We start from the raw sequence: 13,969 nt of genomic DNA on the forward strand, positions 1-13,969 counted from the left end.
TCACCTCATTGCAACATTACCAGTGCACTTTGTAGTGCTTAATGATGCTGATTTTATTTAACGGCCAGAACATGGCGTCTGCACGGCCGATAACCTCTTTTTCAGACACAAAGCCGATATCGCGGCTATCCTGGCTGTTTCCGCGATGGTCGCCCATTGCAAAAATCTTGCCGTCGGGAACAACAGATTCCGAAACATTCGCGTTCGGGAAGTCCGGACCGGTATTGTACAGCTCTCCATTGGCATGTGCCGCTTCAATAGCTTCTTTAATATAAGGCTCATCAACCTTCTGATCGTTAACGAACACGTCGTCGCCTACGACTTTGATCGTGTCGCCCGGTACGCCGATGACCCGTTTAATGAAATCGCGTCCTTGATCAGGCACATGGAATACAACGACTTCTCCGTGATGCGGCTCGCGGATTTTGAAAATCAGCTTGTTGACGATCAGCCGCTCGCCCGTATAGAAGTTAGGCTCCATAGACGGTCCTTCAACGATAAATGGCGAGAACAGGAACGTACGGATAACAAACACGAGAATGACCGCGATCGCGAGCGCTTTAATCCAATCTACAATTTCCTTGTATGCTCGTCCGCCCTTTTTTGCGTCTGCGGGTCCTGATGTATTCAGTCCAGATCCATCGATTGCTTCTGTTTGCTGATTCGAATCTTCATTATGTTGTTGTGAATTCACCAGTACGCCTTCTTTCCATTCTATAGTGTCCCTATTCGTACATAGCAAGTCCTGTCAAAATAACGAAAAGGAGCTTGTTTGAGCAAGCCCCTCTTGTCGTTTGATCTTAACGAATTTCTTTAATTCTCGCAGCTTTACCGCGCAGTTCGCGAAGATAGTACAGTTTCGCGCGACGCACTTTACCGCGACGAGCAACTTCAATTTTCTCGAGTTTTGGCGAATGCAGCGGGAAAGTTCTTTCCACACCAACACCGTACGAAATTTTGCGAACTGTGAAAGTTTCGCTGATTCCGCCGCCACGACGTTTGATTACAACGCCTTCGAACAACTGAATACGCTCGCGCGTGCCCTCGATAACTTTAACGTGTACTTTCAGCGTGTCACCAGGACGGAAGCTAGGAAGGTCTTGACGAAGCTGTTCCTGAGCAATCGTTTGTAAAAGATTCATTGTAGTTTCACTCCTTCCACCATAGACGTTCTTAATAGCTCTTTCTGCTCCTATGAGCAGCGTCATCACTATTAGCGGACCGCCCGATTAATACGAACAACATTTGAAATTTTATCACAGCGCAGAACTTTTTTCAACCTAATATTCCGCATTGCCCGCAAAAATTCTATTATTTCTCCAGTATAACCAAAAGATAAGCGTTATACACGCTGCAACATGATATACAGCCTATTTCATGGACTTACAGCTATATGCCGTTTCTGCCGGAAGGCTTCTATCATATAGTAAGCTATTAATGAATAGAAGCGAGGATAAGCGATGGATAAGAAAAAGGCAGCCAGAGGCAATGCAAAGAGCAAAACGGGCGTAGTCCGCAAATCGGCGTTCCGCGCAATCTCCGATCAATTCCAAAACGTTTCATCCGCTACCGTACCACAAGTGCTTTACGGGCAAGAGCAATACGACTTCAATAAGGAATACAAACCCGCTACGTCTACCTTCACCGCCAAGCACAACGGAGTTTATGCGTTTTTCGCAAGCGCCTTTTACTCAACGGAGACCTCCGATCCCGTAACGGTGACGCTTGTTATTTTCGTAAACGATACATCGCAATTGCCCGTCGTTCAGACCTTGAGCGCAGGCCGCGGAGTTGTCATGACTTCGGGTACCGCCAAGCTCAAAAAAGGCGACGAAGTGCAAGTATTTCTGCAAGCAACCGTAAGCGGCGCCATAGCTTCCGGTGCGGGAACGCGCTTCGAGGGGTTCCGTGTCCGCTAATTCGTTCATTCGGTAAACAAACGAAGAACTCGCTAGTTTGAGAATATTCGACTAGTGAGTTCTTTTTCGCGCGCAGCCTATTTGCTAGATTCGCGACTCCTGCCGTTTCTATCAAATCTCAATACGCATACTCTGGAGTATTGCTATTTCAGCAATCATTTCTTATGAAGGGAGGTCATGTCTTATGTCGATCCGCAAAGTAAAAAAAGGGACATGCCGTCCACGGTCGTTCAAATCAGCTTTCAAAGCCATATCCGCAAAAAATCAATCCATCGGCAGACCGGAGTTTGGCGTTACCGTAAAGTACGGCAAAGTTATCTTTGACGCAGCAAACGAATATGATCCCGTCACTTCCACGTTTATACCCAAGCATGACGGTGTCTACTCTTTATTCGGCAGCATTCTTTACAAAAGAGGCTCGAAAGAGCCGGACGAGGTATCCCTTCTTCTTACTGTCAATGATTTCGTTGTGTTTGCCGGCAGTAAAGTGATTAATTCTGACCGCGAATTTATAACAGCTGCTGCAGTCAAAAGGCTTCGAAAGGGAGACGTAGTCAAATTGTCCGCTTCATCCCATGTTTCAGGCGGCGTTATTCTAAAAGGTTTTTCCACGCGTTTCAGAGGAAAAAGAATTCGTTAATTGCATACGAGAATTGCAGATTCCTTACAAGGAGTCGGTATTTTTTGCAACACTTTATACAGATTGGAGGTTATGAACAATGCCAACAAAAAAACAAGAAGTAAATACTTCGGGATACGGGTACCGCTCATATGCAAAAAAAACCGGATACGGCTCCTGCAAAAAGAAGAGCAGTTCCAAAAGGAAAAGAAAATGCGGACATGGTTGTAAATCGGCCAAATGCGTTTGTAAACCCGTTAAATGCGTTTGTAAACCGGTAAAATTCATCGCAAAAAAAGAGCCAGAAAAAAGATGTCCCGAAATCGGCTTTCCCGGCCATTTCGAACATCATCCGGAGCCTTGCAGCGAACCGTCCGGTACAAGCTGCATATAATCATGCAAAAAAGAACCGCCTGCTCAGGCCATTTAGGCTGTGCGACGGTTCTTTTTTACGTGGACTGATCTTGTTCCTGAAGCGTCAGCCATTTGCGTTCCTTATCCGTCAGCTCTGCCTTCTCCAGCAGATCGGGACGGCGCTTAAGCGTCCGCAGCAGCGACTGCTCGCGTCGCCAGGTATCAATCTTGGCATGATTGCCGGATACAAGCACATCAGGCACTGCCCAGTCTCTAAATACGGGCGGGCGCGTGTAATGCGGATACTCCAGCAGACCGGTGCTGTACGAATCCGTAACAGCGGATGTCTCGTTTCCGAGTACGCCTGGCAGCAGCCGGACAACGCTGTCAATGACGGTCATTGCCGGAATTTCTCCGCCTGTTAACACGTAATCGCCAATCGACAGCTCATCGGTTACCAGGTGCTCGCGAATACGCTCGTCGTAGCCTTCGTAATGACCGCAGATCAGCACGAGATGCTCTTCCTTCGCAAGTTCCTCGGCCTTCTTTTGCGTAAACGATTCACCCTGCGGGCACATCAGAATAACACGGGGACGCGCTCCGCTCTCCTTCTTTGCCATTAGATCCTCTACCGCGGCAAATACCGGTTCAGGCTTAAGGACCATACCCCCGCCTCCGCCGTAAGGATAATCGTCAACGGTATTATGCTTATTATTGGAATATTCGCGGAAGTTAATCGCTTCAAGCGATACAATTCCTTTATCCTTAGCTTTGCCCAGGATGCTCGCGCCAAATACGCCGTCGAACATTTCCGGGAACAGCGTCAGCACATCAATGCGCATCATTAGATCAGCCCTTCCAGCAACCGTACGGTTACCGTTTTATTAGCCACGTCGACTTTGAGCAGGACTTCGTCGATCACCGGCAGGAGCAGCTGCTTTTTCTTCGGCATATCAACAACCCATACATCATTGGCACCCGGACGGAGAATATCCGAGATGGTACCAAGCTCTTCGCCATCTTCCGTTAATACCCGGCAGCCCAGGATTTCATGATAGTAGTATTCGCCGTCATCGAGCTGTTCTAATTCTTCCTCGCCGATTTTCAGCGTCCAGCCTTTATATTTTTCAACTTCGTTAATATCGTTATAACCCTTCAGCTTCAGGATAAACATCCCTTTATGCTCCCTGGCCCCGGTTACTTCTACTTCAAGCTTTTGTCCGTTGTCAGGATGCTGCAGGGAAAGCTTGCTTCCGCTCGCAAACCGGGATTCGGCGAAATCCGTCTGGGGCAATACTTTAACTTCGCCGCGCAGACCATGCGTATTAACCAGCTTGCCCACATTAAAATATTTTTTGCTCATCGTATGTAACCACCCGTCTCTATTTGTACGAAAAAGGGCTAGGATAATTATCCTAACCCTGCATCGTATGCTTTTACGATATGATGTCTACGATAACGCGCTTCTGGGATTTGATGGCCGCTGACGTAACGACGGCACGAATTGCTTTCGCAATCCGTCCCTGCTTGCCGATTACTTTGCCGATATCATCGGCGTGGACCGACAGCTCGTACACCGTACCGCGATCATCCTCTCGCTCATTCACGCGCACGTCCTCTGGATGATCCACTAACGCCTTTGCTATGACAAGAATCAATTCTTTCATTTCAAGGCCCTCCGCTATTCAACAGTTATTTCTGTTGCTTAAGCTCATGGAACTTTTTCAGGACACCTGCTTTGGAAAGCAAGTCGCGAACTGTATCAGAAGCTTGAGCTCCTGTTTGCAGCCATTTCAACGCTTTCTCTTCGTCGATCGTTACTTGAGCCGGTTGAGCAACCGGGTTGTAAGTACCGATTTCTTCGATAAAGCGACCGTCACGTGGGGAACGGGAGTTAGAAACGACAACGCGGTAGAATGGAGCCTTGTGAGCACCCATACGTTTCAGACGAATACGTACTGCCATGGAAATTCACCTCCTTCGGTTAATCAACTAAAGCTTTTATATCTTAGAACGGGAATTTAAACCCTTTTCCGCCTTTGCCGAGCATGCCCTTCAGACCCTTCATTCCGCCCTTTGGACCTTTAGGGCCCATCATGGACGAGAACTGCTTCATCATCTTGCGCATGTCTTCGAACTGCTTGATAAGCCGGTTAACTTCCGTAATCGACGTACCGCTGCCCGCGGCTACGCGTTTGCGGCGGCTGTGGTTCAGAAGCTCAGGCTTTTGCTTCTCTGCCTTCGTCATCGAGCGGACAATCGCTTCAACGCGGTTGATCTGCTTCTCGTCCACCTTCAGATCCTTCATGTTGCCCTTCATCTTGTTCATGCCGGGCAGCATATCCATAAGCTGATCCAACGGTCCCAGGTTGCGGATTTGCGCCATCTGCTCAAGGAAGTCGTCGAAAGTAAATTCGGCGGTCCGCATCTTGCGTTCCATCTCTGCCGCTTTATCGGCATCAATGTTCGCTTGCGCTTTCTCGATCAGCGACAGCATATCCCCCATCCCGAGAATACGGGAAGCCATCCGGTCCGGATGGAACGGCTCGAGCGCGTCAATCTTCTCGCCCATTGCCGCGAATTTGATCGGCTTGCCGGTTACCGCTTTGACGGACAATGCGGCACCGCCGCGCGTATCGCCGTCAAGCTTCGTAAGAACGACACCCGTCAGTTCAAGCTGATCATGGAAGCTTTGCGCTACGTTAACCGCATCTTGACCGGTCATTGCGTCAACGACGAGCAAGACTTCATCGGGCTTCACGTTCTGGTGGATTTGCTTCAGCTCTTCCATCAGCGCTTCATCGATATGCAGCCTGCCCGCGGTATCGAAGATAACGTAATCGTTATGGTTTTCTTTCGCATGCGCTAGGCCTGCTTTTGCAATCTCAACCGGCGAGGTCTGATCGCCAAGCGAGAATACCGGCGCGTTAATCTGCTCGCCAAGCACTTGGAGCTGCTTGATCGCCGCAGGACGGTAAATGTCGCACGCAACGAGGAGCGGCTTGCTGTTGCCCTTTTGGAGCAATTTGGCCAGCTTGGCCGTTGTGGTCGTTTTACCCGCGCCTTGCAGACCAACCATCATAATAACGGTAGGAGGCTTGTTCGCCTTTGCAAGCTTGCTTTGCGTGCCGCCCATCAATTCCGTTAACTCTTTGTTAACGATGTCGATGACGACCATGCCTGGCGTAAAGCTCTTGGAAACATCAAGTCCAAGCGCTTTCTCTTTCACTTTGGCGATAAAATCTTTGACGACTTTAAAGTTAACGTCAGCTTCGAGCAGCGCAAGACGCACCTCGCGCATTGCCTCATTCAAATCTTCTTCCGTTACTTTGCCTTTGCCTCTCAGCTTGCTGAACACATTTTGCAACCGGTTCGTTAAGCTCTCAAATGCCGCCATGATTCGTCACCTCCGTCACTATCAGTCTTCGTTAACTGCTCTATGTCTTTAAGTAGCTCTTGCTTATAAGTAGGATCGATTGGCAGCTCGGCAACCTTCCGTTCCAGCCCTGCGGCTAGCTGCTGCATGAATTCATGCTTGGCAACCAGGCTTAGCTTTGCTTCATAGCCTTCAAGCACCTGCTCCGCCCGCTTCACATGTTCATAAACGGCCTGCCGGCTGATGCCGGATTCGGCTGCGATCTCGCCAAGCGAGTAATCGTCGTGAAAATAATATTTTAAGAACGTCCGCTGTTTCTCCGTGAGCAACGGCTCGTAGAAATCAAATAACAAGTTGATGCGTGTTGTCTTGGCTAGGGCATCCGGTTCATGTATGGTCATCCGCTCTAAGCCCCTTTCAGCATCATCCGTCAAGCAAAAAGCCTTGACAGTGTCACAACGTCTCTTATCTTACACGATCGCCGATGGCACTGTCAAGCTTTTGTCCTTGTCACTTATTTAATTTGTTTCCGACTGTTCTTCTTCGCGCTGGATCAGCCCTGCAAACAAGGCATGGACGAACTGCTCCGAGTCGAATTCCTGCAGATCCGTCATCTTCTCGCCAAGACCTACCAGCTTCACTGGAAGGTTCAGTTCATTGCGGATAGCGATGACGATGCCGCCTTTTGCCGTACCGTCAAGCTTGGTCAGAACAAGACCGGTAACGCCGCTTTTCTCGCCAAAGAGCTTCGCTTGGCTGAGAGCGTTCTGGCCTGTCGTTGCGTCAAGCACGAGCAGCACCTCGTGCGGAGCATCCGGAATTTCGCGCTGAATAACGCGGAAAATCTTGTTCAGCTCTTCCATCAGGTTTGTTTTGTTCTGGAGACGGCCGGCCGTATCGCAGAGCAGAACGTCAACGCCGCGCTGCTTGGCCGCTTGCACCGCATCGAACATAACCGCGGCAGGGTCGGAACCGGACTGCTGCTTGATTACTTCAACGCCTACGCGCTGCCCCCATACTTCAAGCTGCTCGATAGCAGCCGCGCGGAACGTGTCGCCCGCCGCCAGAAGCACGCTTTTGCCTTCGCTTTTGAACTTGTGGGCGAGCTTGCCGATCGTTGTTGTCTTGCCTACGCCGTTGACGCCAACGAACAAAATAACGGTAATGCCGCTCTTCGCCATTTGAAGGCCGGGGTTTTGCTCCCCCTTCAGCAGACCGATCAGCTTTTCCGAAAGGATTGGCTGCAGCTCGGCTGCCTGCTCGATTTTCCGCTTCTTCACTTCGGCGCGGAGATCATCGATCAACGTCATAACCGTGTTGACGCCAACATCGGCGCCGATGAGAATTTCCTCGAGCTCCTCGTAGAACTCTTCATCGATTTTTTTGCGGCGCGTAATCAGCTCTTCGACCTTCTCGACAAGAGCAACGCGCGTCTTGGTCAAGCCTTCCTTAAATATCGACGTTACCGCTTCGGTCTTCGAAGCGATGCTTTCCTTCAGCTTTTTGAAAAAACTCATACGGGTTCAAGTCCTCCATCCTATTAGGCCGCTGTTTAAGCGGATTCCTGCTCTTCCGCCTCATCTTCCAGGCGCACGGATACCAGCTTCGATACGCCGCCTTCTTCCATCGTTACGCCATAGAGTACATCGGCTTCTTCCATCGTGCCTTTGCGGTGCGTTACGACGATAAACTGGGTAAGTCCGGAGAACTCGCGCAGATATTGGGCAAAACGGGCAACGTTCGCTTCATCAAGCGCCGCTTCAACTTCGTCTAGCACGCAGAACGGCACCGGCTTCACCTGCAGAATGGCAAACAATAAGGCAATAGCCGTGAGCGCCCGCTCTCCGCCGGATAGCAGCTGCAGATTTTGCAGCTTTTTGCCCGGAGGCTGAGCGACGATATCAATCCCTGTATCCAATACCCGCTCAGGATCTACCAGAACCAGGTCTGCCCGGCCTCCGCCAAACAACTTCGCGAATACAACCACGAAATGTCTGCGGATTTGTTCGAAGGTTGATCGGAAACGCTTGGACATTTCTTCGTCCATCTCGCGAATAACCTGATACAAGGTCGTTTTCGCTTCCACCAGATCATCCTTCTGCTCGGTCAGGAACTCGAAACGCTCTCTTACGCGCTCATATTCTTCGATTGCACCAAGGTTCACGTCGCCAAGCGCCGTAATTTGACGCTTGATATCGCGGACCGCGTTTTGCGTGCCAACGATGTCCTCCGGCACCGGATATTGCTCCTTCGCAAGCTCGAAGCTGAGTTCATACTCTTCGCTAAGCTTGCGGAGCAGGTTGTCCAGCTCCACGTCGAGGCGGTTTGCCGCAATTTCGGTCTGGCGCATCTGCTCTTCCACCTGGCGGAGCTGTCCGCGCTGTTCCTTCGTATCGCTCTCGCCCTGCTCGAGCTCCTTCACGCGGTCAGCGCGGGCTGAGCGCTTCAGGTCCGTCTGTTCCGCGCATTCCTGTTTCTTCAGGCGGAGATGATTAAGCTGCTCAATCTGGGCGACCGTCTCCCCGCTATGGCGTTCCATTTCGGCATCCTGCTGGCTCAAAAGATTCCTTGAGCTTGCAAGCTCCTGCTTGGCGCGCTGAATATCGGCACGGACGCGCGCGGCCTGATCCTCGAAGGATTGCTTCTCCTGATCGGTCTTCGCGACGGAAATTTTCAAATCCGTAAGCTGAACCTGAAGCTCCTCTTTCGCCGATTCGCTTGCCTTGCGGCGCTCTTCGGCAAGCCTGATCGCTTCTTGCAGACGGGCTTCGTCCGCCGTCAGCTGTTCAAGACGCACCTCGGCCTCCGCCGCCATATCCAGCATCGACTTGTGCTCTGCTGTATGATTCGTGCGGTCTGCCGTAAACAGCTGCTCTTGTTCGGTAAGATGCTTCGCCTCATTGCTCAACTGCTGCAGCTCGGCGCGAACCTGCTGCTCGTCAATCCGGTATTGCTCAGCCTGCGAGCGAAGCTCCTCCATGTTTTGCGATAGGATCGACTGTTCCTTGCGGATATCGCTTAACTTGTCCCGCAGCTGGACGATTGTTTTCTCGCCTTCCATTATCTCTTGGTCCAATGCTTCAATCTGGCGCTGACGGCCCAGCAGGCTGGCCCCCTTCTTCTGAAGGCTGCCGCCTGTCATCGAACCGCCGGCATTCACGACATCGCCTTCCAGCGTTACGACGCGGTAGCGGTATTGGCATTTGGATGCTATACGGTTGGCTTGCTCAAGAGTTTCGGCCAAAAGCACGTTACCGAGCAAATTTTGAATAATCGCTTCGTAACGTGGTTCGCAAGACACCAGATCTGCCGCTACGCCAACAAAGCCGTCTACCGACTCGGCCATCCGCTTTTCATGCTCGGGAACATGACGGCCCCGGATAACGTCAAGCGGAAGGAACGTCGCGCGGCCCAGCTGACGCTGCTTCAGGAAGGAGATTGCGCTGCGTGCCGATTTCTCGTCTTCCATAACGATATGCTGCAAAGCCCCGCCCAACGCGGTTTCCACGGCGGTCTCTATTCTCTCGGGCACGCGGACGAGCTCGGCCACGGCGCCGTGCACGCCGCTGATTCCTCCGGAGCCGGAAGATTTGCGGGAAGCTTTAAGCACTTCGCGGACGCCATGCATAAAGCCGTCCAAAGCGTCCTGCATTTCCTTCATCGTGTCGCGCCGCGAAACTTGCGCATCGAGCTTCTGCTCCCATTTGCGCAGAGCGGTCGTAGCATCCTCGGAAATTTGGCCAAGCTCCTTGGCTTTCTCCGCCTGGTCGATATACTTGGTGCGCGCCTTGCCAATCGCATCGAGAGTAGCTTCAAGCTGCTTCTCAAGCTCTGCTCTCCGGGCATTCAGCTTACGCTGCTGTTCCGCCCACTTGGCTTCCTCATCGCTGAGACGCTCCATGCGGCGCTGAACCGCTTCCTGCTGCTGGGCAGCGTAACGGATTTCGTTACGCAGCTGAGCCATCGTGCTGAGCACTTCGAGCAATTCGCCCTTCAGCATCTCCTCGGCGTCCACCGCGGTACCGCCCGATACGCCGATTAGGTTATCTTCCTCGACAGCAAGCTTTTGCTTCAGCTCAGCCAGCTGCAATTCCAATACCGCGGCGCGATTGCGGAATTCCGCTTCCTCGCTGGTCAGCGCGGCGATTCTCTCATCCTGGGCGGAAATCGTTTCTTCGAGCTGCTTTTTATTTTGCTCCAGATTTTTCTTCCGTTCCTTCAGAACCTCGCCGTAGCCTTCGCATTTCTCGTACTCTTCACTGTAGTGAAGCATGTCCGCATGAAGACTGTCCAGCGCTTCCTCCAGCTCGCGAAGAGCCTGGCGGTCTTTCTCCAGATGGGCATCATGCTTGCTTACAACGGTAGACAGCTCCAGCTGTTCACGTTTCAAACGCTCCAGCTTGGCGTTCGATTCCGACCAAGAGCCGTACACATTCTCAATGTTATGTACGTACATCGAGATCTCCTGCGTCTTCAATTGCTCCCTTAGCTGCTTGAAGTGGATGGCTTTCTCCGATTGAATGCGCAGCGGCTCTACCTGATCCTCCAGCTCCGTCACAAGGTCATGGATCCGGAGCAGGTTGTTCTCCGTGTCTTCCAGCTTGCGCTGGGCTTCGCGTTTACGCGACTTGTATTTAACAATGCCTGAAGCTTCTTCGAAAATACCCCTGCGGTCTTCCGACCGGGTACTCAATATTTCTTCAATGCGGCCTTGTCCGATAATGGAATAGGCTTCTTTGCCGATCCCCGTATCCATAAACAGCTCGGTAATATCCTTCAACCGGCAAGACTGCTTGTTAATCATATATTCGCTATCGCCGCTCCGATGGACACGGCGGGTAACCGTCACTTCATTATATTCAAGCGGCAGCGCCCCATCGCCGTTATCGAGCGTCAGCGATACTTCTCCGTAGTTGACCGCCTTGCGTGCGTCGCTTCCGGCAAAAATGATATCCTCCATTTTGCCGCCGCGAAGACTCTTGGCGCTTTGCTCGCCCAGCACCCAGCGGATGCCGTCCGATATATTGCTTTTACCGCTGCCGTTAGGTCCAACAACAGCCGTAATGCCGGTGACGAATTCCATTTCCGTCTTGTCGGCAAACGATTTAAATCCCGATAATTCTATCCGTTTCAGGAACATAACCTGGCTTTCACCTCATCGCCTATTGTAACACAACTTAACGCGGCTCGTTAACCTTTTGCCCGCTGTAAAATCAGACAAGCCAAGTTAAGACAAACGGCTATAGCCGTCATTTTGGAAGCAAGTGCGAATGAAAAAAAGCCTGCTGCAGATCCCTTACTTGAGTCCGCAACAGGCTTATTCCATTATTCCGTTAGCGATTGCCAAGCAACTGCCGCAGCACGCTGCTCCGCTTCCTTCTTCGTTCTGCCGCTGCCGTTTCCGTAAGGAATTTCGCCGATGCAAACCTCGACGACAAACTCGCGGTCATGGGCAGGCCCACGCTCTTCCATAATCCGGTACTCTACGGCGCCAAGCCCTTTGTGCTGGGCGCGCTCCTGCAGCTTGGACTTGAAATCCTTCACCAGCAGGCCGTAGTCGTTGGATTCAATATACGGGAACATATGCGTCTCGAGAAAGGCTCTTGTCCGTTCGATGCCGACATCTAGGAATATCGCTCCGACAAAAGCTTCAAACAAATCGGCAAGCAGCGCGGGACGCTGTCTTCCTCCGAGCTGCTCTTCGCCTCTGCCAAGCTGAATATGGGCGCCAAGCTCCAGCCGCTCCGCGAATTGGGCCAATGACGGCTCGCAAACGACAGACGCACGCATACGGGTCAGCTCACCTTCCGGCCGGTTCGGGTACGCCGCAAACAAGTATTCCGATACGAGCAGCTGCAGAACAGCGTCGCCCAGAAATTCCAGACGTTCATTATGCTCGATCGTCCCGTGTTTGTGTTCATTGACATAGGAAGTATGCGTAAAAGCCTGCTTCAGCAGCTTGAGCTGTTTGAAGCGAAGCTGCAGACGGGTCTGCAGCTCGTTAATGGAATCACGCTTCATAGACTTTCATCACGATCGTCGCGTTATGACCGCCGAAGCCGAACGAGTTGGACAGCGCCGTTCTGACATCCGCTTTACGCGGCGTATTCGGCACGTAATCCAGGTCAAGCTCAGGATCTTGATTCTCCAAGTTAATGGTTGGAGCAATAATGCCGTTCTTGAGCGTAAGGCCCAGAATAACGGCTTCGACACCGCCGGCAGCGCCAAGCAAGTGGCCGGTCATCGATTTTGTCGAGCTGACCGCAAGTTTATAGGCATGATCGCCGAATGCTTTTTTGATCGCGCTCGTTTCGGAACGGTCGCCTACCGGCGTCGACGTGCCGTGTGCGTTGATATAATCAATCGCCTCGGGCTCAATGCCAGCGTCGCGCAATGCTTTCGCCATGCAGCGCGCAGCTCCGTCCGGATCCGGCTCCGTCATGTGATGAGCGTCTCCGCTCATGCCGTAGCCGATAACTTCCGCATAGATTTGAGCTCCTCGCTTTTGAGCGTGCTCCAGCGATTCCAGAATAAGAACGCCTGCCCCTTCGCCCATGACGAAACCGTCGCGGCCGATATCAAACGGACGGCTTGCTTTCTCCGGCTCGTCGTTGCGCACGGACATCGCGCGCATCGAGCAGAAGCCGGCAAGACCCGTTGGACGGATCGTTGCTTCCGCGCCGCCGCAGATCATGACGTCGGCATCCCCGCGCTGAATCATCTTGTAGGAATCGCCGATCGAGTGGGTACCCGTCGCGCAAGCTGTAACCGCCGTGCTGTTCGGGCCTTTCGCGCCGGTCAGCATCGAGACTTGTCCGGAAGCCATGTTCGCGATCATCATCGGAATGAAGAACGGGCTTACGCGCTTAGGACCTTTCTCGAGCAGGATGTTATGCTGGTCTTCCCAAGTTCCGAGTCCGCCGATACCGGATCCGACGATAACGCCTACGCGCTCGGGATCGACATTGGAGCCGATCTCGAGGCCGGCGTCTTTAACCGCGTTCAAGCTGGCAACGGACGCGAATTGGACGAAACGGTCCATGCGGCGCGCTTCTTTTTTATCAAGATTGTAATCTTCCGGATTGAAGTTCTTTACTTCAGCGGCGATTTGTGTCGGATATTCGGATACGTCAAACGCTTCGATGCGCGATACGCCCGATTTCCCTTCCATCAAATTACCCCAAAACTGTTCCAGGTCTGCTCCGAGCGAGGTAATAACCCCCATGCCGGTAACGACAACTCTTTGTTTCATTGTAAGATTCACCTCAAAGTGGACTGCATTCAGATGCGTACGTCACATCTTCTATAATAAAAGCGTACAAGCTCATTCATAATGTCATGATGATTCCGTGCCTCAGATGGAGAGAAGTCCCGTCTATTACAACGGGACCCTTGTTTCCTTACGTATGAGATTGTATGTAATTGACTACTTCTCCCACCGTGGTGATGGTCTCTGCATCTTCATCAGAGATCTCCATATCAAACTCGTCTTCCAGTTCCATGACCAACTCAACGACATCAAGAGAGTCAGCGCCGAGGTCATCTTTGAAGGAAGCTTCCAGCGTGACTTCCGCTTCGTCTACGCCAAGTCTGTCGACGACGATACGTTTTACACGTTCTACTACTTCGGACATCCGATTCACCTCCTCCTAGGGTATTATACGAGAATTTAAGACAAAACGCCATACGTAACCGTTGCAT

15 protein-coding genes are annotated in these 13,969 nt (G+C 51.8%); 2 read left to right on the forward strand and 13 right to left on the reverse strand.

Annotated elements, in window-relative coordinates; genetic code table 11:
- Positions 1-16 precede the first annotated feature (16 nt).
- Positions 17-694, reverse strand: coding sequence for a signal peptidase I (gene lepB / locus ACR9FF_RS17265; protein ID WP_127499247.1), 678 nt, complete (start codon positions 692-694; stop codon positions 17-19).
- 106 nt (positions 695-800) lie between these two features.
- Entirely contained in the window at positions 801-1,142 is a 342-nt protein-coding gene (gene rplS / locus ACR9FF_RS17270; RefSeq protein ID WP_015845052.1) for a 50S ribosomal protein L19, read from the reverse strand.
- A gap of 318 nt (positions 1,143-1,460) precedes the next feature.
- On the opposite strand from rplS, the gene ACR9FF_RS17275 reads away from it, so the two are divergent.
- Together ACR9FF_RS17275 and ACR9FF_RS17280 are read left to right on the forward strand one after the other, a co-directional pair.
- Positions 1,461-1,919 (forward strand): C1q-like domain-containing protein, encoded by a 459-nt coding sequence (locus ACR9FF_RS17275; RefSeq protein WP_435163243.1) that lies wholly within the window; start codon positions 1,461-1,463, stop codon positions 1,917-1,919.
- A 184-nt stretch (positions 1,920-2,103) separates the two neighbouring features.
- Positions 2,104-2,559 (forward strand): C1q-like domain-containing protein, encoded by a 456-nt coding sequence (locus ACR9FF_RS17280; protein WP_317978685.1) that lies wholly within the window; start codon positions 2,104-2,106, stop codon positions 2,557-2,559.
- 428 nt (positions 2,560-2,987) lie between these two features.
- Here the strand turns inward: ACR9FF_RS17280 and trmD are convergent, their stop codons facing one another.
- From trmD to acpP, 11 genes are all read right to left on the reverse strand, one after another.
- Positions 2,988-3,734: a tRNA (guanosine(37)-N1)-methyltransferase TrmD gene (gene trmD, locus ACR9FF_RS17285; RefSeq protein WP_127499268.1), complete on the reverse strand. Its 747-nt coding sequence runs from the start codon at positions 3,732-3,734 to the stop codon at positions 2,988-2,990.
- Positions 3,735-3,736: 2 nt separating this feature from the next.
- Positions 3,737-4,255: a ribosome maturation factor RimM gene (rimM, locus tag ACR9FF_RS17290; RefSeq protein WP_435163245.1), complete on the reverse strand. Its 519-nt coding sequence runs from the start codon at positions 4,253-4,255 to the stop codon at positions 3,737-3,739.
- 73 nt (positions 4,256-4,328) lie between these two features.
- A complete protein-coding gene (locus ACR9FF_RS17295) occupies positions 4,329-4,559 on the reverse strand; it encodes a KH domain-containing protein (protein ID WP_127499255.1) in 231 nt (76 codons plus the stop codon).
- Between the two features lie 25 nt (positions 4,560-4,584).
- Entirely contained in the window at positions 4,585-4,857 is a 273-nt protein-coding gene (rpsP, locus tag ACR9FF_RS17300; RefSeq protein WP_015845058.1) for a 30S ribosomal protein S16, read from the reverse strand.
- A 43-nt stretch (positions 4,858-4,900) separates the two neighbouring features.
- Entirely contained in the window at positions 4,901-6,289 is a 1,389-nt protein-coding gene (gene ffh / locus ACR9FF_RS17305) for a signal recognition particle protein (RefSeq protein ID WP_127499257.1), read from the reverse strand.
- Positions 6,268-6,669: a YlxM family DNA-binding protein gene (gene ylxM, locus ACR9FF_RS17310; protein ID WP_236013172.1), complete on the reverse strand. Its 402-nt coding sequence runs from the start codon at positions 6,667-6,669 to the stop codon at positions 6,268-6,270. The genes ffh and ylxM overlap by 22 nt, the downstream gene beginning before the upstream one ends.
- A 117-nt stretch (positions 6,670-6,786) precedes the next feature.
- Positions 6,787-7,785, reverse strand: coding sequence for a signal recognition particle-docking protein FtsY (ftsY, locus tag ACR9FF_RS17315; RefSeq protein ID WP_127499260.1), 999 nt, complete (start codon positions 7,783-7,785; stop codon positions 6,787-6,789).
- A 35-nt stretch (positions 7,786-7,820) separates the two neighbouring features.
- A complete protein-coding gene (gene smc / locus ACR9FF_RS17320) occupies positions 7,821-11,408 on the reverse strand; it encodes a chromosome segregation protein SMC (protein WP_435163249.1) in 3,588 nt (1,195 codons plus the stop codon).
- A 185-nt stretch (positions 11,409-11,593) separates the two neighbouring features.
- Positions 11,594-12,289, reverse strand: a complete 696-nt coding sequence (gene rnc, locus ACR9FF_RS17325) for a ribonuclease III (RefSeq protein ID WP_435163251.1) — start codon at positions 12,287-12,289, stop codon at positions 11,594-11,596.
- Complete coding sequence (gene fabF, locus ACR9FF_RS17330; protein WP_435163253.1) at positions 12,279-13,520, reverse strand: beta-ketoacyl-ACP synthase II; 1,242 nt, start codon at positions 13,518-13,520, stop codon at positions 12,279-12,281. The genes rnc and fabF overlap by 11 nt, the downstream gene beginning before the upstream one ends.
- Positions 13,521-13,668: 148 nt before the next feature.
- Entirely contained in the window at positions 13,669-13,902 is a 234-nt protein-coding gene (acpP, locus tag ACR9FF_RS17335; protein ID WP_091181516.1) for an acyl carrier protein, read from the reverse strand.
- Positions 13,903-13,969: the final 67 nt, after the last annotated feature.

The sequence above is a fragment of the Paenibacillus glycanilyticus genome (assembly GCF_051200795.1).
GTDB classification, from domain to species: Bacteria; Bacillota; Bacilli; order Paenibacillales; family Paenibacillaceae; genus Pristimantibacillus; species Pristimantibacillus glycanilyticus.